Origin of the sequence: Burkholderia sp. HI4860, from assembly GCF_002223045.2 — a bacterium.
Lineage (GTDB): Bacteria > Pseudomonadota > Gammaproteobacteria > Burkholderiales > Burkholderiaceae > Burkholderia.
In genome coordinates this window covers 1,867,033-1,890,202 of record NZ_NKFO02000003.1, presented here as the reverse complement: position 1 = coordinate 1,890,202, position 23,170 = coordinate 1,867,033, and the positions used below count along the sequence as shown (strand labels likewise).

Here is a 23,170-nt window from a genome sequence, read left to right as displayed (position 1 = left end):
CCCGACGCGTGATCTCGCCACACTCAATGCAGATGCTTCAACTTGTCAGGATTCCGCACGACATAGATCGCGACGATTTTCCCGTCCTCGATCTCGAGCGCCGTGGTCTGCAGCTCGCCGTCCGCTTCCTGCGTGACGAAACCCGGCAGCCCGTTGATGAACCCCGCACGCACGAGCTTCGACGCATGCGTGGCGAACAGCCTGGCCAGGTACTCGTGCACCTTCATCACTCGCTCGAAGCCGAGCACCGGGATGCCCGCGGCCGAGCGCTTGCCGCCGCCATCCGCGTGCAGGCTCACGTCCTCGGCGAGCATCGCGCCGAGCGCGCGCATGTCGCCGCTGCGTGACGCCGCAAAAAACGCTTCCGCCAATTCGATCCCGCGCTGCTTCTCGACATGGAAGCGCGGCCGCGCCTCGCGCACATGCGTGCGGGCCCGCGCGGCGAGCTGCCGGCACGCGGCCGGGTCGCGCTGGATCGTCGTGGCCACTTCGTCGAACTCGAGGCCGAATACGTCGTGCAGCAGGAACGCCGCACGTTCGAGCGGCGAGAGCCGTTCGAGCGCGAGCAGCAGCGGCAGCGTGACGTCTTCCTGTTCGTCTTCCTCGACGACCGGCTCGGGCAGCCACGGGCCGATATAGGTCTCGCGCTGGTGCCGCGCGGACTTCAGCTGGTCGAGGCACATGCGCATCACCATGCGGCGCAGGAACGCTTCAGGCACGCGCACCTCGGTGCGGTCGACGTCCATCCAGCGGATGAACGCCTCCTGCACCATGTCCTCGGCATCCGCGACGGAACCGAGCATCCGGTACGCGACGCGGATCAGCGTGCGGCGCAGCGGGTCGAAGCTCGCCGCCGCATCGGCCCGTGCTTCGGTGCTGCCGTTGGCCGGGTCGAGGTTCGGCATCAGGCCACCATCTTCGCGGCGGCGGCCTTTGCATCGGCCGGTTCGATCCACAGCCCGAAGCCGACTGCAAGCCGGTTCCAGCCGTTGATCACGTTGATCATCAGCGTGAGTTTCACCTGTTCCTCCTGGCTGAAGTGGTCGTTCAGCGCCGCGTAGGCCGCTTCGTGCGCCGCGTGGTCCTCCGACAGGCGCGTGAGCGCGTCGGTCCAGCCGAGCGCCGCGCGTTCGCGGTCGGTGTAGCAGGGCGCTTCGCGCCAAGCGGACAGCAGGTAGATGCGCTGCTCGGTCTCGCCTTGCTCGCGCGCTTCGGCCGCGTGCATGTTAATGCAGTTCGCGCATGCGTTGATCTGCGATGCGCGGATCTTGACCAGCTCGATGAGCGTCGGCTCGAGGCTCTGCGCGGCGGCAACCGAGACGGTCATCCAGTGCTTCATCAGCGCGGGTGCGGCGGCAAACGGGTTGAGTTTCGCAGTCATGTCCTTCTCCTTTTGTATGAATTCCGGTGACATGACGAGCGAGCCCCCCGCGTATGTGACATCGACGCGAAATTTTTTTCGAAGCCGGCGGGCGGTTCGGCGCGGAAGGCTGAAGGGCAAGGGCGGGCAGGGTGCTCGTCGAACGCAGCAAACGCGGCGAGCATGCTTTGCGCGCCCATGCTGGTCAGACGATTCCGCATTCACGTCAGGGAGACGATCACGGCCGCGCGAACGTCCGCGGCGTGCGTCGATCACAACGGCCGACGCTTGGGCCTTCGCATGCCCCTCGATATGCGCCGTTGTCAGCAATTGGCAGGTGATCGATTACTTTCATTTACATTTATCTGCCGTTTCATCCGCATCTCGGTCAGCAACATTCACATTTCTGGCCCATACTGTTCTGCACGGGCAGATGAAGTGACGCCGCATCCGCGGCCCGGCGCGCGCGCCGGCTGCCCGACGACGCAGCAGCAGGTCGCACGTCAGCCGCGCGCATTACGCGCAAGGCTTTCCTTTTTCCGGCAACACGCAACGCAGCGAATCGCGACGTGGACGGTAAACCGATGAGCCTCCTTGCATCACAGCTTCAGCGCCGTTACCAGGACGTGCGCGCCCATAGCGTCGCGTTGACCGCGACGTTGTCCGCCGAGGATCAGGCCGTGCAGTCGATGCCCGACGCCAGCCCGACGAAATGGCACCTCGCGCATACGACCTGGTTCTTCGAAACCGTCGTGCTGATGCGACGCGTGCCCGGCTACGCGCCGTTCAACGCGGCCTTCCAGTTCCTCTTCAATTCCTATTACGAAGCGCTCGGCCCGCGCCATCCGCGGCCGCAACGCGGGCTGCTCACGCGCCCGTCGCTCGACGAGGTGCATGCGTACCGGCAGCACGTCGACGACGCGATGCTGCGCGCGCTGGCCGGCGCCGACGCGGCGCTGCTCGAGACGATCGCGCCCGAGGTCGAACTCGGGCTGCATCACGAGCAGCAGCATCAGGAGCTGATCGTCACCGACATGCTGCATGCGTTCTCGTGCAACCCGCTGAAGCCGGCATTCCGGCCGCGCAACGGGACGGACGCGGGCGCGATGGCTGCAGGCGACGCCGGCGCGCAGCTTTGGCTGCACCAGCCGGGCGGGCTCGTGGAGATCGGCCACGACGGCGACGCGTTCTCGTTCGACAACGAACGGCCGCGCCATACGGCGCTCGTTCGGCCGTACGAGATCGCGAGCCGCCTGGTGACGAACGCGGAATTCGCGGCGTTCGTCGCCGACGGCGGCTATACGCGCCCCGAGTTCTGGCTGTCGGACGGCTGGGCCACCGTGCAGCGGGAAGGGTGGCAAGGGCCCGCGTACTGGATGCCCGACGACGACGATGCGGCCGCCACGCGCGTGCGGCGCACGTTCGGCCTGCACGGCGTCGAGCCGCTCGCCCCCGACGCGCCGGTGTGCCACGTGAGCTTCTACGAAGCGGCCGCGTATGCGGAATGGGCCGGCGCGCGGCTGCCGACCGAATTCGAATGGGAAGCCGCGTTCCCTGCCGAAGGCATCCGGCAGATGCTCGGGCACGTGTGGCAATGGACGCGCTCGTCCTACGAGCCGTATCCGGGCTTTCGGCCGCTCGTTGGGGTGGCGGCCGAATACAACGGCAAGTTCATGGTCGGCCAGCAAGTCCTGCGCGGCAGCAGCATCGCGACGCCGCCCGGGCACGAACGGCCGACGTACCGCAATTTCTTTCCGCCGGCCGCGCGCTGGCAGTTCACGGGGGTGCGACTTGCGCGAGACGTCTGACCAGACGGCCACGAGCGGTGGCCAGCAACCCGCCCGCGATTCGCGGCCGAGCGCGTTCGAGCGCGACCTGATCGACGGGCTGTCGCGTACGCCGCGCAGCATTCCGCCGAAATACTTCTACGATGCGGCCGGCTCCACGCTGTTCGATCGTATCTGCGAGTTGCCCGAGTATTACCCGACCCGCACCGAGCTCGGCATCCTGCGCGATCGCGCGGCCGAGATCGTGCGGCGTGTCGGCCCGCATGCGGAACTCGTCGAATTCGGCGCGGGCTCGCTCGAGAAGATCCGTGTGCTGCTCGACGCGTTCGCGGGCAACTATGCGAACGCGCCGGCGCGCTACGTGCCGGTCGACATCTCGGCCGACTACCTGCACGGCGCGGCCGCGCGGCTGCGTGCCGCGTATCCGTGGCTCGACGTCGCGCCGATCGCGGCCGACTACACGAAGGCCGAGCAACTGGTCGAGCTGACCGCGACACCGGCGCGGCGCATCGGCTTCTTTCCCGGTTCGACGATCGGCAACTTCACACCGGAAGAAGCCGATGCGTTCCTGCGCGATGCCGCGCGGCTGCTGCGTGGCGGCGGCTTGCTGGTCGGCGCGGACCTCGTGAAAGACGAGCGCACGCTGCACGACGCGTACAACGATGCGCAGGGCGTGACCGCGCAGTTCAACCTGAACCTGCTGGTGCGCGCGAATACCGAGCTCGGTGCGGATTTCAACGTCGACGCGTTCTCGCATTGCGCGTTCTACGACCCCGTGCGACAGCGCATCGAGATGCATCTCGTCAGTGACGTTGCGCAGACCGTGCACGTGCGCGGCCACGTGTTCCGGTTCGACGCCGGCGAGCGCATCCACACGGAGAATTCGCACAAGTTCACGATCGACGGTTTCCATGCGATCGCGCGCCGCGCCGGATTCGTGCCCGATACCGTGTGGACCGACGCGGACAACCTGTTCAGCGTGCACTGGCTGCGCAGCGTCGACGATATTCGCGCGTGATGCGCGTGCTTGCGAACCGCTCGCGGATGGTGCGGGCGGTTCGCTTTCCGCGCTTTCGAATGCTCGCCTGCCCGTGCCGATCGCCCGGTTTCGGGCCGGAAATCCCGTTTTTACCGACCCGATGCACCGCTGCAACGGTGTCTGGAATGCCGCCTCTTCCTTGTCCCGCAAGGCTTTGCGGGCGCCTGTAAACGTCCGTTACCTGTCTCGCATACCCGTTTCACCTGTGTCTGTGTCCGGTGCCTAGACTCCGAACCGTATTCACATGACGCACGACACGTGCAGGGAGTTGCGAGATGAACAAGAAACTCATTCTCGGTGCAGTTCTCGGTGTAGCGGCGCTGGCAGCTTCGGGCGTCGCCTCGGCCCACGTCGACCTGTCGGTCGGCATCGGCGTACCCACCTATGTGGCGCCGGCGCCCGTCTACGTGGCGCCGCCTCCGCCCGTCATGTACGCGCCGGTCGGCTATCGCGATGACGGTTGGCGCGGCGACGGCTGGCGTGAGCGCGAATGGCGCGAACACGAGTGGCGCCGCCGTGAATGGCGCGAGCACGAGTGGCGCGATCGCGGCGGCTGGCGTGGCGGCCGCTGGGATTGAGCGAAGCGGCTCGACTTGATCGCCACATGAGGAGAATGAAAACATGATGCCCATTCGACACATCAGGCTGTGTGCCACCGCGGCTGTCGTTGCGCTGGCCACCATCGGCAGCGCGCACGCGGCGGGCTGCATGAAGGGCGCGGTGGTCGGCGGTGTGGCCGGCCACTATGCGGGGCACCACGCGGTCGTCGGCGCGGTGGGCGGCTGTATCGTCGGCCACCACATGGCGAAGAAGCAGGCGCAGGAGCAGGCCGCGCAACACAGGGCCGCCGCGCAGGGCATGCAGCCGGCGCAGTAAGCGTCATCGTCATCGTTGTCGGGGCGGCGCTGCGGCCGCCTGTCTCGACCGGCGCGCCCGGTGCGTGCCTCATGAAAAAAGGGCGGCTCATCGCCGCCCTTCGTCTTATCGCCCGGCGCCCGCCCGTGGCGTCGCAGGTTCGAACAACGCGTCCGCCTGCCTGACGCGCACGAAGCGCGCCGCGCCATCGCCGTCCACCAGCGCCCGGAAATGCGCTTCACCGCACGCGAGCTTCGCACGCTCGTGCTCGCTCGGCACGTGGCCATCCGCATTCGGCGTATCGACGACGAAGTACAGCCGTTCGCCGCCGTCCTGTTCCGCGAGCACCGCCCAGTCCGGGTGATAGCTGCCGAGCGGCGTCTGCACGCGGAACCATGCAGGCAGCTTCGCGTACAGCTTCACGCCGTCGTGCGCCTCGAGCGCATCGGCGAACGCGCGCTCCGCGTCCGTCTCGCACACGACTGCTTCGTGAATCGACTTCTGCGCATCGGGCCGCAGGTTGCGCAGGTAGCCGGTCAGCGCTTCGCTCTCGAACGATTCGAGCGCATGCACATGGCGTTCGCCGAGCTTGCGGTAGGCGATGCCCGCGACGAGCGCCTGGCGCTTGCAGCGGTTGATCGCATCGGCCGCGACCGCGATGAACTGCTGCGGATTCACGCGGAAATCCTCGAGCCGGCCGCTGTCGGCCAGGATCGTCGCGAGCGAACGGCGCGTGAGCTGCGTGCGGTCCTGCAGTTCGGTGAGCAGGTCGGGCAGCGGCAGCTCGCCTTCGTCGAGCAGCACCGTGCCGGCGCCGGCCACCTCGATTGCCTCGATGCCGGCCTTGCCGATGTCGATCTCGGCCTTGCGCCACTGCAGCCGTGCGCGCGCGATGTCCGGCGCGTCGTGCAGCGCGGCCGCGCAGTCGCGCACGAGCTTCGCGTTGTCGAACTCGACGCGGTACACGGTGCGATGGCGGATGCGGTCCCACAACGCGCGGAAATCCTCGCCGAACACGACGGCCTTGCCCGACGCATCGCGCCGCAGCGGAATCGCACGGCGCTCGTCCGCGTTGCGCACCGCGAAGCGGCCCGACAGCTTGCGCAGCGTCGCGACAATCGGCGCGCGCAGCATCTCGAACGCCTCCGGCAGCACCAGCGCGCTCTGGCGCAGCGCATCCTTCAGCCGGTCGAGCACCTTGCCTTGCGCGTCGACGTAGCCTTGTTCGTGCAGATGATTCCACAGCACGCGCGACAGCTCGACGCCGAGCGCATGCGCGGGCCCGTCGCCTTCCTGCACGGGCAGCGCCGCGAACTGGTGTTCCTCGACGATCCCGAACCGGATGCCCGTATCGGCCTCGATTTCCTTCTGCAGGTTCTCCGCGAACGACTCGTAGCGCTCGGTCGCGATCACGGTGAGTGTGTTCACGCCCGGGTCGCGCACGCGTTCGCCGTCCTGGTCGACGGCGAGGCGCAGCCCGCGGCCGAGGGTCTGGCGACGCTCGCGTTCGGTCTGGATGTCGCGCAGCGTGCAGATCTGGAACACGTTCGGGTTGTCCCAGCCTTCCTTCAGCGCCGAATGCGAGAAGATGAACTTCAGCGGCGTGTCGAACGACAGCAGCGCTTCCTTCTCGCGCATGATCAGGCCGTACGCACGCTCCGCGTTTTCGCGGGCCGCGGCGCTGCTTTCGCTCGTGTCGGTCCAGCCGCCCTTGCGGTCGATCGAGAAGTAGCCGTTGTGTGCGCGCCCGACTTCGAGCGCGACGTCGACGCCGTCGAACAGCGCACGGTAGGCCGGCACGCGTGCCGCACGCGCATATTCCTCTTCGAAGATCAGCGCGTAGTCACCCTTCGCGGGCATGCCGTTCTCGTCGTAGCGGCGATAGCGCTCGACCGAATCGACGAAGAACAGCGACAGCACCTTCACGCCGCGTTCGGCCAGGCGCAGTTCCTTGTCCAGATGCTCGCGGATCGTGCGGCGGATCATCTCGCGCTGCACGGCAAGCGTGTCGATGTCGCCGAACGCCTCGCCGAGCGACAGGAACGCCTCGCCTTCCGGATGGCGCAGCTCGACGTATTCGGCGCCCTTCACCGCATGGACTTCGCCGATCCGCAGCCCCGCGTACAGCGCGCGCTTGGTCAGGCGCTCGAGATCGTCGCCGTCGGTGGCCGACACGATCTGGCGCTTCACGCCGGCCGCCGTCGCGACGTCGAGCTCGATGCGCGCGCTGATCGCGCCGCGCCGGTTCGACACGCCGACGAGCCGCACGTACGGCTTGTTGTGCGCATCCTCGACGATCGCCGATGCGATCTCGATCTGCTTGACCAGCTTGCGCTCGTACGCGTCGACCGCGTCGAGCCGGTACACCATGTGATGACGGTCGACGTGTGTGGCCGAATAGCGCAGCGTGCAGAGCGGCGCCATCGCGGCGAGCGCTTCGCGGCCGCGGCCTTCGAGCCCGCCGTCGACGCTTTGCGGCTCGTCGACGATCACGATCGGCCGCGTCGCGCGGATCAGGTCGATCGGCTTCTCGCCGCCGGTCTTCTCGCTGTCCTTGTAGAGGTTGTTGATTTCCTTCTTGTTGATCGCCGCGACCGTCATCACCATGATCTGGATCGCCGCGCTCGCCGCGAAGTGGCGCACCTGGCCGAGCTTCGCGGAGTCGTACAGGAAGTAGTCGTACGGCACGCCCGCGTACAGCGCGCGGAAATGATCCTCGGTGATCGCGAGCGTCTTGTGCACGCCTTCCTTGATCGCGATCGACGGCACGACGATCACGAACTTCGTGAAGCCGTAGCGGCGGTTCAGCTCGAAGATCGTGCGCAGGTACACGTAGGTCTTGCCGGTGCCGGTCTCCATCTCGACGGTGAAGTCGCGCGAGCCGGGCTGGCCGGACGGCGGCAGCCCGCCGCGCAGCTGCACGTCGGCGAGGTTGCGCGCGAGCGCGTCGTCGGTCAGCGACAGCCGGTTGCCGACGCCTTGCTCCGACACCGCGAAGCCGAGCGAGCCTTGCGCGGCGGCCGTCGTGCCGGGTGCGGCGTTCGCGAGCACGCTGAAGTCGCCGCGATACGATTCCTGGCCGCGAAACAGGTCGCAGACGGCGTCGATCGCCTCGCGCTGGTAGTCGAGATCCGCTTCGAAATGCAGCCGCATCACAGGCTCCGCACGCGCTTCACGCCGTGCTGTTCGAGCAGCGCGGCGAGATTGAGCTTCGCGACGTCGTCGACGAAGCCGCTGTCGCGGAACAGGCACGTGACGTCGTGCGTCGTGCCGGTCGCATCGAGCAGGTCGACGATGCCGTCGGCGAGCGGCCCCGCGTCGTCGCGCGAAATGCGTGCATCGAAGCACGCGACGATCGCGCGGCCGATCAGGTGCACGGTCTTGCCCGCCACCTGGTGATGCTCGACCGGCGTGCACAGGTCGAGGCCGAGCTTCAGCGTCAGCTCGGCGAGCAGGTCGTCCTCGGTGCGGCCGGTCTTCACGTGCTCGACGGACGCGAAGAGCGCGTGGTCGAAGTCGTCGCGGCGCGGGTCCCACTCGATCACGTTGGTCGTGTCGAGCCGGTACACGCGAAAGCCGAGGTCGCCATAGCTTTCCGGATAGTCGCGCGCGACCTGCTGCGCGGCGCGGCGCAGGCGTTCCTTCGTGATTTCGGCGAGCGTCAGCGGCTTCTTCAGCTTCGCGCAGAAATCGGCGGCCGCCGTCTGCGTCTTGTCGCGGCGGTCGAGCGCCTCGGGCAGCTGCACGAGGATGTAGCGGCGCGCGCCGCCGTCGGTCGCGTTCACCTGCATCACCGCGTGGCCGGTCGAGCCGGAACCGGCGAAGCAGTCGAGCACGATGTCGTCGCCGCGCGTGCACCAGCCGATCACGGCCGCCGCGAAATCGACCGGCTTCGGCAGGTCGAACGGGATGCCGAGCGTCTTCAGCAGCGCGTCGTCGGAGCCCGCGAACGGCAGCACCGACGGCACGTTCTCGTACATGTTTTCGTCGAGGTAGTAGATCCGCTGCGGCTGCGTGGTTTCATCCGGGCCGAATTCGATCTGGCCGCGCTCGAGCAGCGCCTGCATCGTCGCGGGCGGGTTGCGCCAGCCACGCGCCGGCATCGCGCACGGCTTGCCGGTGACCGGGTGGATCAGCGGCGTGAAATACTCGTCCGGCGCCTTCTTCTTGTTCGGCCAGGCCATCGACACGAGGCGGTACACGCGGCCTTCCGGCGACAGCCGGTCGTACATCACCTCGCCGCCGGACAGGTTGGTCTGCGCCTTCATCCATGCGCGGTACGCCTTCTGCGCGTCCTTCGGGTTGCCGCTGCGGTACACGGCGTCGTGCGCGGCATCGAGCATGCGCTGCGCATTGCGCTTCGGGCGCTTCAGCGGCGCCTGTTCGAGCAGCGTCTCGGCATTGCGCGCGAACAGCACCAGCGATTCGTGCTGGTACGCGACGCCGCGCGCGTCGCCCTTCGGGTTGCGCTTGTCCCACACGGCCACGCCGAGCTCGTTCTCCTCGCCGAAGATCTCGCGCAGCATCAGCACCAGTGCGTGCACCTCATGCTCGTCGATGTGCACGGCGATCAGCCCTTCGTCGGACAGCAGCGCGTGCGCGAGCTTCAGGCGCGGATACATCATGTTCAGCCAGTCGGTGTGGAACCGGCCGTTCGCCTCGGTGTTGGTGCTGCGCTTCGCGCCGCCCTGGGTCTGCCCGGTCATCGCCAGGTAGTGGCGGATGCTGTCGCTGAAGTCGTCCGGATAGACGAAATCGCTGCCGGTGTTGTACGGCGGGTCGATGTAGACGAGCTTCACCTTGCCCGCGTAGCTCTTGTGCAGCAGCTTCATCACGTCGAGGTTGTCGCCCTCGATCACGAGATGGCGCGTGTCGTCCCACGCGACGCTGTCGTCGGGGCAGGGCCGCAGCGTGCCCGTCGACGGCGTGAGCGCGGCCTGGCGCGCGCTGCGCTTGCCGTGCCAGTGGAAGCCGTAGCGCTCGTCGGCGTCGCCGACCGTGCGGTCGCCGACCAGCGCCTTCAGCACGTCGACGTCGACCGACGCGCCGTCGGGGCCTTCGGTCACGAGTTCGGGGAACAGCGCCTTCAGGCGCGCGACGTTGTCGGCGGTGAAATCCGTCGACATCGCCTGCGGGCTGGCCGCATCGAGTTTCTGCATCGTCTTTTCCATCGGAGCCCGGCCGCGCGCGCCAGGACATCGGGCGCACTCACGGCAGCGGCGGCAACGGCCACCCGGGCAAACCCGAAACGCTATCGAGTCACCCGGCCGAGGTCAAGCGCCGATGTGAGGCGATCGTGCGGGCATCGGCCGCGATTGCCCGCCGGACGGGCCGCAAGCGGCTTCGGGCGGGTTGTCGCAAGGTCGGCCGGCGGCCGCCTGGAGGGCATCCGCCGGAGCCCGCCGGAAAGGACGAAAAAAAGGGCACGGTCGACGCCCGGCGCCGGCGTGCCCGCATGGAGAACCCCGGACGGAGGGTGGGGCGGGGCCCGTCGGGCCCCGTTTCGGGTCAGAAGCGCGTGCGGATGCCCGACGTCAGTTCGAGCTGGTTCTTTGCGCCGAACGTCGACGACACCGTGTAGCCGCCATGCAGCTTCATATAGTCGCCGGCCAGGTAGACCTCGGTGCGCTTGCTCAGGTGGTAGAACACCGACCCGTAGATCGTCTCCTTGAAGCCGTTGGCGACGCCGTTGGTCAGGCTGAACGCGCCGAGGTTGGCGTTCGGCGTGAAGCCGTCGGCGTTGTTCGCGGCGTTCTTGATGCGCATCTGCTGGTAGCCGAGCTCATAGTCGAGCGCGCCCTTCGGCGCGATCTTCATCGACACCGTCCACGAATCGTCGTGACGCTGGCCGAGCGAGCCCTGGTCGCCGTTGTAGCGGAAGTAGCCGGCGTTCAGGCGCACGATGTCGAACGTGTAGTTGCCGCCGACCGAGAACGTCTGGTTCCGGTAACCGTCGTGGTTCACGTGGTTGTAGAAGCCCGACACGTTGAACGGCCCGCCGTTGTAGCCGAGCGCGACCTGGTACGCGGAGCCGGTCGCGAACGCGGTCGAGTTGCTGAACTGGTAGCCGGCGCTCGCGAAGATGCCGTTGCTGAACAGCTTCTTCCACGCGACGCCGTTGTTGTAGCGCGTGCCGGTCGGGCCGGCCGCGTAGAAGATCATCTGCTTGAAGTTGTTCGAGTTGGTCCAGCCGCCTTCCTCGGTCGACAGCTTCGAGGAACCGTACGCATCGCCGTAGATCGTGGACGCATCGCGGGCAATCGTGTTCTGGAAGCCGGCCGTCAGCTTGCCGAAGCGTTCGTCCTCGACGCCCACCCACGCGTCGCGGTCGAAGATCTGGCCTTCGTCTTCCATCTGGCCGTTCGCGACCACGAATTCGCTTTCGAGGCGGAAGATGATCTTCGTGCCGCCGCCGATGTCTTCAGCGCCCTTCAGGCCCCAGCGGCTGCCGCTGAACCACGGCTCGCCTGCGTTGCCCATCCCGATCACGTGATTGCCGTTCGCGTCGGCGTGGGTCCGGTAGGTCGGAAAGCTCAGGTCCATCAGGCCGTAGAGCTGCACGCTCGACTGCGCATGCGCCTGGGTGCCGGCGCACAGGCCAGCCGCCGCGATGGAAAGGGCAATGGTTTTTCGTCTCAAGATCGTCTCCTCCGAGCTGCCGCATTGGAATCTGGTCGTTGGCAGTACGCAATGTATGCCGACTCTTGCCGGCCACAGCGAGAGGGCCGACGCGTAGCATCGTAGAGGGTGCAATCCTTCACGACGCTTTCCCGGCCGCAAGAATCGGATCGGTGAAAACACCGAACGCGCAACAATCGCGGATCGGGCAGGCGGACGGAAGCAGGCAAGCCGGGGGCGCCGGCATGCATCGATGACGTTTCGTGCTACGAATCGGTATTCAGGGCGCGCAAAGCGGCCCGTCAGTCCTGCGTGCTCTTCATGCGCAGGATGTAGCCGAGCCCGCGCAGCGTGATGATCTCGGCCGTGCTGCCCGCGAGATGCTTGCGCAGCCGGTGGATGTAGATGTCGATCGCGTCGGCGCTCGGCTCGTCGTCGAGCGCGAACACGCTGTCCATCAGGCGGGCCTTCGACACCGTCTTGTTCTGCTGCAGCATCAGCGTTTCGAGGATCGCATGCTCGCGGCGGCGCAGCGCGAGCACCGTTTCGCCGCAGCGGAATTCGCGCGTGCCGAATGCGTAGACGAGATCGCCGCACACGAGCTGCGTCGTGCCGACGCCGGCCTGCCGGCGGATCAGCGCGCGGATCCGCGCGACCAGCTCGCGCGATTCGAACGGCTTCACGACGTAGTCGTCGGCGCCCGCGCCGAAGCAGTCGACCTTGTCGTCGACCGAGCCGTGCGCGGTCAGCATCAGCACCGGCACGTTGTCGTTGCGGCGGCGCAGCCGCGCGAGCACTTCCTTGCCGCTGATGCCGGGCAGGCGCATGTCGAGCAGCACCGCGTCGTAGCGTTCGGTTTTCAGTACCGTATCGGCGCGCTCGCCGTCGCCGACGGCATCGACCGCGAAATCCTCGCCGCGCAGCAGGTTCACGATCCAGTGCGCGAGTTCGGCGTTGTCTTCGACCAGCAGGAGTTTCATGACGGCCTTCTCTTCATTCGTAGGCGGGCAGCCGTACGGTTACGACGATACCGCGATTGCCGGCGCCCGGCGCGAGCGACACGCTGCCACCGTGCGCCTGTGCGATCTCGCGGACGATCGCGAGCCCGAGGCCCGAGCCTTCGGTGTCGGCCGACACGCGGTAGAACCGCTTGAACACGTGCGGCCGCGCTTCGGCCGGGATGCCGGGGCCGTTGTCGACCACGTCGAGCACGATTGCGTCGCCGTCGCGGCGGGCGCAGACCGTCACGCAGCCGCCCGGCTGCGTATAGCGCACCGCGTTGTCGACGAGGTTCATCACCAGCGCGGTCAGCAGGCTGTCGCTGCCGGCGACGTCGAGCCGTTCGCCGAGATCGGCGCCGAGATCGATATTGCGCTGCTGCGCGAGCACGATCGTCTCTTCCAGCACGCTCGACACCACGGCCGCGAGATCGACGCGATGGGTCAGCAGCGTCGACGGCGTCGCTTCCGCATGCGCGAGCAGCAGCAGCTTGTCGGTCACGTCGGCCATCTTGCGGCTGCTGCGCTGCATGCTGTCGAGCACCGACGCGAGTTCACGATCGTCGTTGCCGCGCTGCTGCGCGTACTGGATCTGCGTATCGAGCACCGCGATCGGCGTGCGCAGCTGATGCGCGGCATCCGCGATGAAACGGCGCTGCGTGGCCGTGTGCGTGTTCAGCCGCGCGATGCACTGGTTGATCGCGTCGACGATCGGTCGCAACTCGTGCTGCAGCCGCTCGGGGCGGATCGGCTCCAGCTCCATCGGCCCGCGGTCGGCCACGTCGTCCTTCAGCTTCATCAGCGGGCGCAGCTCGAGCGTGAGGCCGAGATAGACGAGCACCACCGCGAGCACCAGCATCAGCGACAGGCGCACGAGCTGCGGCCGCCAGATCGTCGCGACCATCGCGCCGTAAGAACGCGTCGTCTTCGCGACGACCACCGTCACCGTCTCGATCTGCCCCTCGTCGTACAACTGACGGTCGTAGGCCACCGCGCGCAGCGGCACGCCGTCGAGCGACGTGTCGTACAGCGTCGGCTCGACGCCGTGCCGCGCCGGCAGGTCGAGCGCAGGATTGCCGGCGAGCAGGCCGTCGTGGCCGTCGATCACCTTGTAGAACACCGAGTCGCGCGACGGCGATTCGAAGATCTCCAGCGCGGCGGGCGGCACGTCGGCCGCCGGCCGCCCGTCGCGCCACTCGACGTCCTCGCCGATCGTGCGCGCCGACGCGACGAGCGCGCTGTCCTGCACGAGCGCGGCCGTGGTCCGCGCGGTGTCGTACGACATCGCGCCGGCGATCAGCACGAACACCGCGAGCGGCAGCAGCAGCCACCACAGCAGCCGTCCGCGCAGGCTGTGCGCCATCCCGTTGCGCTCCTTCTCCGAAATGCCGAACCGCGCCGGGGTCGCCGGCGCGGTCGGGTGTGTCATGTCAGGCGTCCGTCCGAGGCGTTCAGAACGCCGCGGGGCGCCACTTCAGCAGCCGCTTCTCGAGCCACGTCAGCAGGTAGTCGGCGGCCAGCGCAACCACCGCCAGCACGATCATCGCCGCGAACACGCCGCTCGCGTTGAACGCGCCCTGGGCGGTGGAGATTAGCAGGCCGATGCCCTGCTTGGAACCCAGGAATTCGCCGACGACCGCACCGACCAGCGCGAAACCGAAGCTCACGTGCAGGCTGGCGAGAATCCAGCTCAGCGCGGACGGGATCACGACCGACGTGGTGATCTGCCGGCGCGACGCACCGAGGATCTGCGCATTCGCGATCAGGTAGCGGTCGGCTTCGCGCACGCCCTGAAACGCGTTGCCGAACACGACGAAGAACACCATCACGACGGCCAGCGCGATCTTCGACGCCATCCCGAGGCCCAGCGCGATCACGAAGATCGAGCCGAGCACGACGCGCGGAATCGAGTTCGCGATCTGGATGTACAGGCCGAACACGTCGGCCATCAGCTTGTTGCGGCCGAGCACGATCCCGCAGATCACGCCGGCCACCGAGCCGATCACGAAGCCGATGCCGGTTTCCTCGAGCGTGACCCACACCTGTGTGAGCAGCGGGCCTTGCGACGTGCCGTTGACGAACCAGTCCTGGATCTGCGCGAAGATCAGCGTCGGCTGCGAGAAGAAGAACGGATCGATCCACTTCAGCCGTGCGGCGAGTTCCCACCCGCCCAGCACGATCACGAGCACGGCGATCCGCAGGCCGATGATCAGTTGCCGGCGGCGGCGCAGGCGGGTTTGAGCGGCGCGCGACTCGTCCTCGAGCGACGTCGCCGGAATGGCGGTGGGGGGAAGCGTCATGTCGGTCATGCTCCTGTCCTTGCGGTCCTTGCCTTGAGCGTATGCGTCAGCCGATCTGCACTTCTTCGCGCAGGTCGTGCCAGATGTCCTTGGAAATTTCGATGAAGCGCGTGTCGTAGCGGATCTCCGACGTGACGCGCGGGCGCGGCAGGTCGATCTCGTACACGCGCTTGAGCGTGGCGGGGCGTGCGGTCAGCACGAACACGCGGTCGGCCAGCGCGATCGCCTCTTCCAGATCATGCGTGACGAACACGACCGAGCCCTTGTTCGCGGACCAGAGCTGCAGCAGCTCGTCCTGCATCAGCGTGCGCGTCTGCATGTCGAGCGCGGAGAACGGCTCGTCCATCAGCAGGATTTCCGGCTGGTTGATGAAGGTCTGCGCGAGCGCGACGCGCTTCCTCATCCCGCCGGACAGCTGGTGCGGGTAGTGCTTCGTGAACTTGTCGAGGCCGACCTTGCGGATCCATTCCTCGGCCTGCGTGTACGCGACGTCCTTCGAGCGGCCGCGAAACAGCGGGCCGGCCGCGACGTTGTCGATCACGTTGCGCCACGGAAATACGGCGTCGGCCTGGAACACGAAGCCGATGCGCGGGTCGATCCCGTCGACCGGGCGGCCCATCACGCGGACTTCGCCCGTTGCGGGCTTGAGCAGCCCGGTGATCAGGTTCAGCGTGGTCGACTTGCCGCAGCCGGTCGGGCCGACGATCGCGATGAACTCGCCGCGCGCGACGCTCATGCTGAAGTCGCGCAGCGCGACGGTGGCCTTGCCTTCCGGCGAAATGAAGCGGCACGACACATTGCGAAACTCGATCGCCGGTGTGCTCGGGGAGACTGCCTGGTTCATCGCATTGATCCTGCGGGTGAGGAGGGCGTCGCATCGTGGCGACGCCGGGCCGGTCAACCGGGCCGGAACGGGGCGCGCACGGCGGCGGGATCGCCGCTGCCGGCGCGACTGCCGGGTTCGCTTACTTCGCGTTCACGAAATCGTTCGTGTAGGTGCGCGCCAGGTCGATGTGCTTGCCTTTCACCGACGGGTTGAACGCCGACAGCACCTTCAGCACGGTCGCCGGGCCGTCGGCCGGCATCTTGCCGTCGGCCGTATACATCGGCAGCGACGCCTTCAGCGCGCTCACGTACAGCGCCTTGTCCTTCTGGTAGTCGGCCGGCATCTTCGCGGCGATTTCATCGGCGCTGTGCGTGTGGATGAACTGCATCGTCTTCGCGAACGCATGCGCGAGCTTGGTCGCCTGATCCTTGTGCGCATCGGCCCAGGCCGACTGCACGTACAGGCTCGCGGCCGGATAGGTGCCGCCGAGCGCGGCGCGCGTGCCTTCCAGCGTGCGCAGGTCGACCAGCACCTTCGCGTCACCCATCTTCTCGAGCGCGGAGACCGTCGGCTCGGTCGTCATCCCGGCATCGATGCGGCCCTGCTTGATCGCGGCGATGAAGCTCGCGTCGGCGCCGACCGGCAGCATCGTGTACTGGGTCGACTGCACGCCGTGCTGCAGCGCGAGGTATTGCGTGAGGAAGCTCGTCGACGAGCCGAGGCCCGTCACGCCGAGCGTCTTGCCCTTCGAGTCGGCCATCGACTTGAAGGTCGGCGCGGCCTTGGTCGACACCATCTCGACTTCGCCCGGCACCTGGCAGAGCACGGCGATCGCCTTCACGTCCTTGCCCTTGCTCTGCAGGTCGACCGTGTGGTCGTAGAAGCCGACCACGCCCTGCACGGCGCCTGCCAGCAGTTCGTTCTCGGCGTCGACGCCGGCCGGCTGCGACAGCAGCTCGACGTCGAGCCCTTCGGCCTTGAAGTTGCCGAGCTCCTGCGTGAGCCGCGCGGGCAGGTAGATGAGCTTCGCGATCCCGCCGACCATGATCGTGATCTTGCCGCCGTCGTCGGCGAAAGCGGGTTGAGCGGCAAGCGCGCAGCTCAGGCTGGCTGCAACGGCGAGGGTGCGCAGGATGGGTCGCATCGGGTCGTCTCCGTTCGTTGTATTCATGTGGCGCGATGCTTGCTGCATCGTCACGACGAGTATAGGGAGGCGAAACCTTCTGCAACCTTTCGCGGGTTGGCGGTTCCTTTAGGGGTTTTCCAGCAACGGCGGGCCGGAACAGGCGGGAAACGGGGGCGGCAGGCGCTCAGCGCCAGCCGGTCAGCACGCGCCCCATCGCGTCGAGCCCCATGTCGAACAGGTGCGCCACGAACGGCACGAGGTTCGGGATCATCAGTTGCACGAGCAACAGCCCGACGAGCATCGTCACGGGAAAGCCGACCTGGAACACGCCGATCTGCGGCGCCGCGCGGTTGAGGATGCCGAGCGCAAGGTTCGCGATCAGGAGCGCCGCGATCACCGGCAGCGCGAGCAGCAGCCCCATCTCGAACACCGTCGTGCCGAACGACGCGAGCGTGCGCCAGCCGGGCGCGTGCAGCAGGTCGGCCGACACCGGCAGCGACTGGAACGACGCGGCGAGCGCGGCGAACACCTGCAGGTGGCCGTCCACCGCGAGGAACGCGAGCATCGCGATCGCGTTCAGGAAGCGGCCCATCGCGGGTGTCGCGCCGCTCGTGTGCGGATCGAAGAAGGTGGCGAAGCCGAGCCCCATCGACAGCCCGATGAAGTCGCCGGCCGCCTGGACGGCCGCGAACACGATCTGCATCGTGAAGCCCATCGCGACGCCGATCAGGAACTGCATGACGACGATCCAGATGCCCTGCGCGGAGAACACGGTGACGTCTGGCATCGCGCCGAGCGTAGGCGCCACGACGAGCGCCATGAACGCGGCGAGGCCGATCTTCACGCGGATGGGCACCGACGCATGGCCGACGACGGGCGCGGTCGCGACGAGCGCGAGCATCCGCACGAACGGCCACAGGAACGCCGTGAGCCAGCCGTTGAGCTGCGCGTAGGTAACCGAGAACATCGCCGCCGGGTGGTGCGCGTGGCTCAGCCGACGCCGAGCGTCGCGACGTGCAGCAGCGTCTGCCGCAGGTAGTCGAGCATCGTCGTCATCATCCACGGGCCGGCGATCACGAGCGTCGCGGCGACCGCGAGCAGCTTCGGGATGAACGACAGCGTCGCTTCGTTGATCTGCGTCGCGGCCTGGAACAGGCTCACGACCAGGCCGACCGCGAGCGCGACCAGCAGCAGCGGGGCCGCGAGCAGCAGGCCGACCATCATCGCGTGGTGCGCGAGCGTCATCACTTGTTCGGGCGTCATCGTGCGTGTTCCTCCGCGGCTTACGTAAAGCTCTGCGCGAGCGAGCCGATCAGCAGCTGCCAGCCGTCGACCAGCACGAACAGCATCAGCTTGAACGGCAGCGACACGGTGGACGGCGACACCATCATCATCCCCATCGACATCAGCACGCTCGCGACGACCATGTCGATGATCAGGAACGGGATGAACACCGTGAAGCCGATCTGGAAGCCGGTCTTCAGCTCGCTCGTGACGAACGCCGGCACCAGCAGCGACAGCGGCACGTCCTCGGGCCCCTGCATCGGCGCGGCCTTCGAGATCTTCGCGAACAGCGCGAGATCGGTCTCGCGGGTCTGCTTCAGCATGAAGGTCTTGAACGGCGCGACGCCGCGCTGCACCGCCTGCTCCATCGGCATCGAGCCGTCGGAGAACGGCTTGTAGCCGTCGTTGTACGCCCGGTCGAGCACCGGCGACATCACGAAGAAGGTGAGGAACATCGCGAGGCCGACGAGCACCTGGTTCGGCGGCGTCGTCGCGGTGCCGAGCGCCTGACGCAGCAGCGACAGCACGATGATGATGCGCGTGAAGCTCGTCATCATCAGCAGCATCGCCGGCAGGAACGACAGCATCGTGAGCAGCAGCATCGTCTGCACGCTCAGCGAATACGTGGTGCCGCCATGCGGGCCCGGGCTCGCGTTGAACGCGGGCAGGCCGTTCGCCTGCGCATACGCGAGCGCGGGGGCGAGGCAGAGGATCAGCACGGGCGCGAAGCGCGCCGCGCGATGCAGGAAGGCGTGTTTCATTGGAATGCGGGGTCGGAAAGAGGGCGCGGCGCCATGTCAGCGGTCCTTGCCGCGACCGAGGCGCTTCGCGGCTTCGCCCGCGAGCGCGTCGCGAAACCGCGAGCCGAACGTGCCGGGCAGGCCGCCTTCGGACGGTGCAGCGCCGGCGGGCGCGTCGGCGGAAACCGGGGCCGCCGCCGCACCGGCCGGCAGCGTGTGCAGCAATCGCACGTTGCCCGGCGCGACGCCGAGCACGAGCCAGGTATCGCCGATCTCGACGATCGTCGCGCTTTCCTTCGCGCCGACCGCGACGCTCGACACGACCTTCAGCGGGCCGCCGCGGCGTGCATGCTGGAAGCCGAAGCGGCGCGCGAGCCACGCGCACGCGAACACGAGACCGATCACGACCGCGAGCCCGACCAGCGTCTGCAGCACCGCGCCGACGCCGAGCGACGGTGCGGCCGAGCCGACCATCACGCTCGATGCGATCGACCCGGGGTGGTTCACCGCGTTCATGTCGGCGGCGCCGGCCGGTGCGGTGGCGAGCGCCGCCGCAATGGCCGCGGCAGCCGCTGCCACGCTTGCGACGCGCACGCGGCGGCCGGGCTTTACTACGTTCATCGATTCAGCTTCCGGATGCGTTCGGCCGGCGTGATGATGTCGGTCAGGCGGATACCGAACTTGTCGTTGACCACCACGACCTCGCCCTGCGCGATCAGGCAGCCGTTCACGAGCACGTCCATCGGCTCGCCGGCCATGCCGTCCAGCTCGACGACCGAACCCTGCGCGAGCTGCAGCAGGTTGCGGATCGCGATCTTCGTGCGGCCGAGCTCCACGGTCATCTTGACCGGGATGTCGAGGATCATCTCGATGTCGTTGTGCGTCGTGTTTGCCGCGGCTTTCGACAGCGGCTGGAACACGCCGGCGCCCGTCGCACCGGCCGGCACCGGCTGCTCGTTTTGCTCGGCGAGCGCGGCCGCCCAGTCGTCCATGCCCGGATCTTCTTCCGCCGCGGCCGGTGCCGCCTGCGCGGCGGCGGCCGAGGCCGCGAGGGCCGCGTCGGCCATCGCTTGTGCGTCGTCCTCGGGCGTCTGGTTCAGCTCACTCATATCCACCTTCCTTCATCGAATCGCCCGCGCTGATCATCTTCTGCACGCGCAACGCATATTGACCATTGAAAATTCCGTAGCCGCATTCCATCACCGGCACGCCGTCGACCTTCGCGGTGATCGTGTCCTCGATTTCCAGCGGCAGCACGTCGCCCGCGCGCAGGTTCAGGATCTTCTCGAAGTTCGACGAGATCTCGGCGAGGTTCGCGGTCAGCTCGACTTCGGCGGCCTGCACCTGCTGCGACAGCACGCGCACCCAGCGGCGGTCGACTTCGAGCGCCTCGCCCTGGATCGGCGACGCGAGCACGTCGCGGATCGGCTCGACCATCGAGTACGGCATGCAGATGTGCAGCGTGCCGCCCGTCGGCCCGAACTCGATCGAGAACTGCGTGACGATGACGATCTCGTTCGGCGTCGCGACGTTCGCGAACTGCGTGTGCATTTCCGAGCGCACGAATTCGAACTGCAGCGGCCGCACGCTCTTCCATGCGGTCGTGTAGTGCTCGAACACGAGGTTCAGCAGCTTGCCGATGATTCGCTGCTCGGTGGCCGTGAAATCGCGGCCCTCGACGCGCGTGTGAAAGCGCCCGTCGCCGCCGAACAGGTTGTCGACGACGAAGAACACGAGGTTCGGGTCGAACACGAACAGCGACGTGCCGCGCAGCGGCTTCACGTGCACCAGGTTCAGGTTCGTCGGGATCGGCAGGTTGCGGGTGAACTCGCTGTACTTCTGCACCTTCACCTGGCTGACGGAGATTTCCGCCGTGCGCCGCATGAAGTTGAAGATGCCGATCCGCAGCAGGCGCGCGAAGCGGTCGTTGATGATCTCGAGGCCGGGCATCCGGCCGCGGACGATCCGCTCCTGCGTCGCAATGTTGTAGGGGCGGACGCCCGATGTGTCGCGCTGTTCGTCGACTGAATCGGCTTCGCCCGTGACGCCCTTGAGGAGGGCATCGACCTCCTCCTGGGACATGAACTCCTGGTGACCCATACGCGCTCCTTTCGCGGCCGCGTTACTGGACGACGAACTCGGTGAACAACACGTCGTCGACCTTCGCGCGCTGGTTGCCCGGCTGCGTCGGCTGCTCGATCAGCTCCCGCAGTTCCTTCGCGAGCGAACGTTTGCCGTCCGGGGTCGCGAGCTCCTCGGGATGCTTGTTCGACAGCGCGAGCAGGATCCGGCTGCGGATCTCCGGCATCCGCGCGGTCAGTTGCTCCTGGGCCTTCGAGTCGGTGAGCTTCAGCGACAGGCCGACGCGCAGGTAGTGCTGCGCGCCGTCGTCGGACTGCAGGTTCACGGTCAGCGGGTCGAGCGGGAAGAACACCGGCGCGGCCAGCGGCGCCGGCTCGGCGGGCTTGCTCGCATGGCCGACGCCTTCCTTGCTCAGGAACACGTACATGCCGCCGGCTGCGGCGGCTGCCGCGCCCAGCGCGATGACGGCGATCAGCGCGATGCGCTTGAACTTGCCGGAGGAAGCCGGCTTGTCGGCGGTCGGGTTTGCGGTCGTGGAGGCCATGTGAATGCGTGCGTGATGTCTCGTAGCATGCATTGTTCGGCATCCGGGCCGTGGCCGATGGGCGGAAAAGAGGGGGGATTTGCGGCTATCTCAGCCGATTGTCGGCCGGGTGTCGGCTCGATGCAGGGTAAGTGGGGGCGGAAAGGGCCGCCGGGGCGGGCGGTTGAGGCGGGCGTGGCCGGGAGAGGGCGTCGTTTTTGCCTCGCGGAGCCTGCCGCGCCGATGGCGGCAGGCACGATCGCGCCAGGCCGGGCCGGCGTTTGGCGGGCCGCCGCCGCCCGGTCAGATCGGCAGCAGCGTCAGGAGCGGCGCGATCAGCACCATCGCGACGCCCGCGATCATCATCGTCAGGCTCGACACGACGCCTTCCTCGCTGCCGATCTCGCGCGCCTTCGCGGTGCCCACGCCGTGGGCGGCCGCGCCGAACAGCGCGCCGCGCGCGAGCCGCGTGCGCATCGGCACCAGCGCGAGCACCAGCTCGCCGAGCAGCATCCCGCAGATGCCGGTCGCGATCACGAACAGCGCGGTGAGATCCTTCGGCGCGTGGATCTTGTCCGACACGGCGAGCGCGAACGGCGTCGACACCGAGCGCGTCATCAGCGAGCGCTGCAGCTCTGGCGACAGGTGCAGCAGCTTCGCGAGCAGCAGCGACCCGCACACGCCTGCACAGATCCCGACCGCGACGCCGACCGACAGCGACAGCCAGTGGCGGCGGATCAGGTCGCGATAGTCGTAGATCGGCACCGCGAACGCGATCGTCGCCGGGCCGAGCAGCCACATCAGCCAGCGCGTGTCGTGGAAGTAGACCGAATACGGGATGCCGGTCAGCAGGACGAGCAGCACCAGCACGCCCGGCACGAACACGAGCGGCGAGAACAGCAGCGTCTTCTTGTATGCGTAGAGCCGCTTCGACGCGAAATACAGCACGACCGTCAGCACGAAGCAGCCGAACGAGATCGCGGTGTTCGCCTGGTCGGCGGACAGGTTCGACAATGCGGCAAGCATGGCAGGCTCCGGCTCAGTGGGCGGACGCGGCGGTGAGACGCGTGCGGCGGCGTTCGGCGAACACGCGCTGCGCGGCGAGCCGGCGCTCGAGCTTCGCGGCGAGATCGACCGCGACGGCCACCGCGACCATCACGAACGCGGTGCCGGCGAGCATCACCAGCGCGATGCGCCAGCCGTCCTCGCGAAACAGCCCGCCGTACTGCACGGCCGCGACGGCGGCCGGCACGAAGAACAGCAGCATGTCGGACAGCAGCCAGTTCGCGCCGTCCTTCACCCAGGCGGGCGCGACGCGGCCCGAGAACAGCAGCACGAGGAGCACCGCGAGGCCGATCACGCCGGACGGAATCGGCAGCCCGATCTTGCGCACGGCCCAGTCGACCGCCATCCACAGCACGCCGAGCGCGGCGGCCTGCAGCGCGATCCGGCCCGTGCGGGCCAGGCTGCCCGAAGCGGCGGGGCGGGCGACGAGTGCGGCGGTCGGCTTGGTCATGGCAGGCTCCCTACAGATATTCCGTTGATGGTGGGAGTATAGGGTTTCCCCTAACCATAAATAAAATGACTTGTCTCTATCCTTATCATTCCAATTCGGAATTCGCTTTCTGATCG

At 67.6% G+C, this 23,170-nt stretch carries 23 protein-coding genes; 4 read left to right on the top strand and 19 right to left on the bottom strand.

All coding sequences use genetic code 11. The features are described 5' to 3' along the window. Positions 1-23: 23 nt before the first annotated feature. Both CFB34_RS24025 and CFB34_RS24020 read right to left on the bottom strand, forming a co-directional pair. Positions 24-905, bottom strand: coding sequence for a sigma-70 family RNA polymerase sigma factor (locus CFB34_RS24025; protein ID WP_089438870.1), 882 nt, complete (start codon positions 903-905; stop codon positions 24-26). Then, positions 905-1,381, bottom strand: a complete 477-nt coding sequence (locus tag CFB34_RS24020) for a carboxymuconolactone decarboxylase family protein (RefSeq protein WP_089438871.1) — start codon at positions 1,379-1,381, stop codon at positions 905-907. Before CFB34_RS24020 ends, CFB34_RS24025 begins: the two co-directional genes overlap by 1 nt. A gap of 563 nt (positions 1,382-1,944) precedes the next feature. Here CFB34_RS24020 and egtB point away from each other — a divergent pair. The 4 genes from egtB (at position 1,945) to CFB34_RS24000 (ending at position 5,062) form a co-directional block, all read left to right on the top strand. Further along, positions 1,945-3,168, top strand: coding sequence for an ergothioneine biosynthesis protein EgtB (egtB, locus tag CFB34_RS24015; protein WP_089438872.1), 1,224 nt, complete (start codon positions 1,945-1,947; stop codon positions 3,166-3,168). Further along, a complete protein-coding gene (egtD, locus tag CFB34_RS24010) occupies positions 3,152-4,165 on the top strand; it encodes an L-histidine N(alpha)-methyltransferase (RefSeq protein ID WP_089438873.1) in 1,014 nt (337 codons plus the stop codon). The genes egtB and egtD overlap by 17 nt, the downstream gene beginning before the upstream one ends. A gap of 296 nt (positions 4,166-4,461) precedes the next feature. Continuing rightward, complete coding sequence (locus tag CFB34_RS24005) at positions 4,462-4,764, top strand: hypothetical protein (RefSeq protein WP_089438874.1); 303 nt, start codon at positions 4,462-4,464, stop codon at positions 4,762-4,764. A gap of 43 nt (positions 4,765-4,807) precedes the next feature. Beyond that, positions 4,808-5,062 carry a hypothetical protein gene (locus CFB34_RS24000; protein ID WP_089438875.1) on the top strand — a complete coding sequence of 85 codons (255 nt, stop codon included), beginning with the start codon at positions 4,808-4,810 and terminating at the stop codon, positions 5,060-5,062. Positions 5,063-5,167: 105 nt separating this feature from the next. Here the strand turns inward: CFB34_RS24000 and CFB34_RS23995 are convergent, their stop codons facing one another. The 17 genes from CFB34_RS23995 to CFB34_RS23915 form a co-directional block, all read right to left on the bottom strand. Further along, positions 5,168-8,194: a DEAD/DEAH box helicase family protein gene (locus tag CFB34_RS23995; RefSeq protein WP_089438876.1), complete on the bottom strand. Its 3,027-nt coding sequence runs from the start codon at positions 8,192-8,194 to the stop codon at positions 5,168-5,170. Next, entirely contained in the window at positions 8,194-10,212 is a 2,019-nt protein-coding gene (locus CFB34_RS23990; protein ID WP_089438877.1) for a site-specific DNA-methyltransferase, read from the bottom strand. Before CFB34_RS23990 ends, CFB34_RS23995 begins: the two co-directional genes overlap by 1 nt. 337 nt (positions 10,213-10,549) lie before the next feature. Further along, a complete protein-coding gene (locus CFB34_RS23985; protein WP_089438878.1) occupies positions 10,550-11,680 on the bottom strand; it encodes a porin in 1,131 nt (376 codons plus the stop codon). A gap of 281 nt (positions 11,681-11,961) precedes the next feature. Further along, positions 11,962-12,639 (bottom strand): response regulator, encoded by a 678-nt coding sequence (locus CFB34_RS23980; protein ID WP_069246727.1) that lies wholly within the window; start codon positions 12,637-12,639, stop codon positions 11,962-11,964. A 13-nt stretch (positions 12,640-12,652) separates the two neighbouring features. Continuing rightward, a complete protein-coding gene (locus CFB34_RS23975) occupies positions 12,653-14,020 on the bottom strand; it encodes a sensor histidine kinase (RefSeq protein WP_089439026.1) in 1,368 nt (455 codons plus the stop codon). 88 nt (positions 14,021-14,108) lie between these two features. Continuing rightward, positions 14,109-14,966, bottom strand: a complete 858-nt coding sequence (locus CFB34_RS23970) for an ABC transporter permease (RefSeq protein WP_089438879.1) — start codon at positions 14,964-14,966, stop codon at positions 14,109-14,111. Between the two features lie 37 nt (positions 14,967-15,003). After that, complete coding sequence (locus CFB34_RS23965) at positions 15,004-15,801, bottom strand: ABC transporter ATP-binding protein (protein WP_039351969.1); 798 nt, start codon at positions 15,799-15,801, stop codon at positions 15,004-15,006. Between the two features lie 121 nt (positions 15,802-15,922). Beyond that, positions 15,923-16,927: an ABC transporter substrate-binding protein gene (locus CFB34_RS23960; RefSeq protein WP_089438880.1), complete on the bottom strand. Its 1,005-nt coding sequence runs from the start codon at positions 16,925-16,927 to the stop codon at positions 15,923-15,925. A 166-nt stretch (positions 16,928-17,093) separates the two neighbouring features. Further along, entirely contained in the window at positions 17,094-17,876 is a 783-nt protein-coding gene (gene fliR, locus CFB34_RS23955) for a flagellar biosynthetic protein FliR (protein ID WP_089438881.1), read from the bottom strand. Between the two features lie 23 nt (positions 17,877-17,899). Continuing rightward, on the bottom strand, positions 17,900-18,172 hold the full coding sequence (fliQ, locus tag CFB34_RS23950; RefSeq protein ID WP_039351961.1) for a flagellar biosynthesis protein FliQ: 273 nt from the start codon (positions 18,170-18,172) through the stop codon (positions 17,900-17,902). 20 nt (positions 18,173-18,192) lie between these two features. After that, a complete protein-coding gene (gene fliP, locus CFB34_RS23945) occupies positions 18,193-18,954 on the bottom strand; it encodes a flagellar type III secretion system pore protein FliP (protein WP_046550042.1) in 762 nt (253 codons plus the stop codon). Between the two features lie 36 nt (positions 18,955-18,990). Further along, positions 18,991-19,554 carry a flagellar biosynthetic protein FliO gene (gene fliO / locus CFB34_RS23940; protein WP_089438882.1) on the bottom strand — a complete coding sequence of 188 codons (564 nt, stop codon included), beginning with the start codon at positions 19,552-19,554 and terminating at the stop codon, positions 18,991-18,993. Then, positions 19,551-20,042, bottom strand: coding sequence for a flagellar motor switch protein FliN (gene fliN / locus CFB34_RS23935; RefSeq protein WP_069246732.1), 492 nt, complete (start codon positions 20,040-20,042; stop codon positions 19,551-19,553). Before fliN ends, fliO begins: the two co-directional genes overlap by 4 nt. Next, complete coding sequence (gene fliM, locus CFB34_RS23930) at positions 20,035-21,033, bottom strand: flagellar motor switch protein FliM (protein ID WP_089438883.1); 999 nt, start codon at positions 21,031-21,033, stop codon at positions 20,035-20,037. The genes fliN and fliM overlap by 8 nt, the downstream gene beginning before the upstream one ends. 22 nt (positions 21,034-21,055) lie before the next feature. Further along, positions 21,056-21,592 carry a flagellar basal body-associated protein FliL gene (gene fliL / locus CFB34_RS23925; RefSeq protein ID WP_089424119.1) on the bottom strand — a complete coding sequence of 179 codons (537 nt, stop codon included), beginning with the start codon at positions 21,590-21,592 and terminating at the stop codon, positions 21,056-21,058. A 249-nt stretch (positions 21,593-21,841) separates the two neighbouring features. After that, the gene (locus CFB34_RS23920; RefSeq protein ID WP_039351943.1) at positions 21,842-22,564 is read right to left on the bottom strand and encodes an LrgB family protein; all 723 of its coding nucleotides are present in this window, start codon (positions 22,562-22,564) and stop codon (positions 21,842-21,844) included. Positions 22,565-22,577: 13 nt separating this feature from the next. Then, positions 22,578-23,054: a CidA/LrgA family protein gene (locus CFB34_RS23915; RefSeq protein WP_089438884.1), complete on the bottom strand. Its 477-nt coding sequence runs from the start codon at positions 23,052-23,054 to the stop codon at positions 22,578-22,580. Positions 23,055-23,170: the final 116 nt, after the last annotated feature.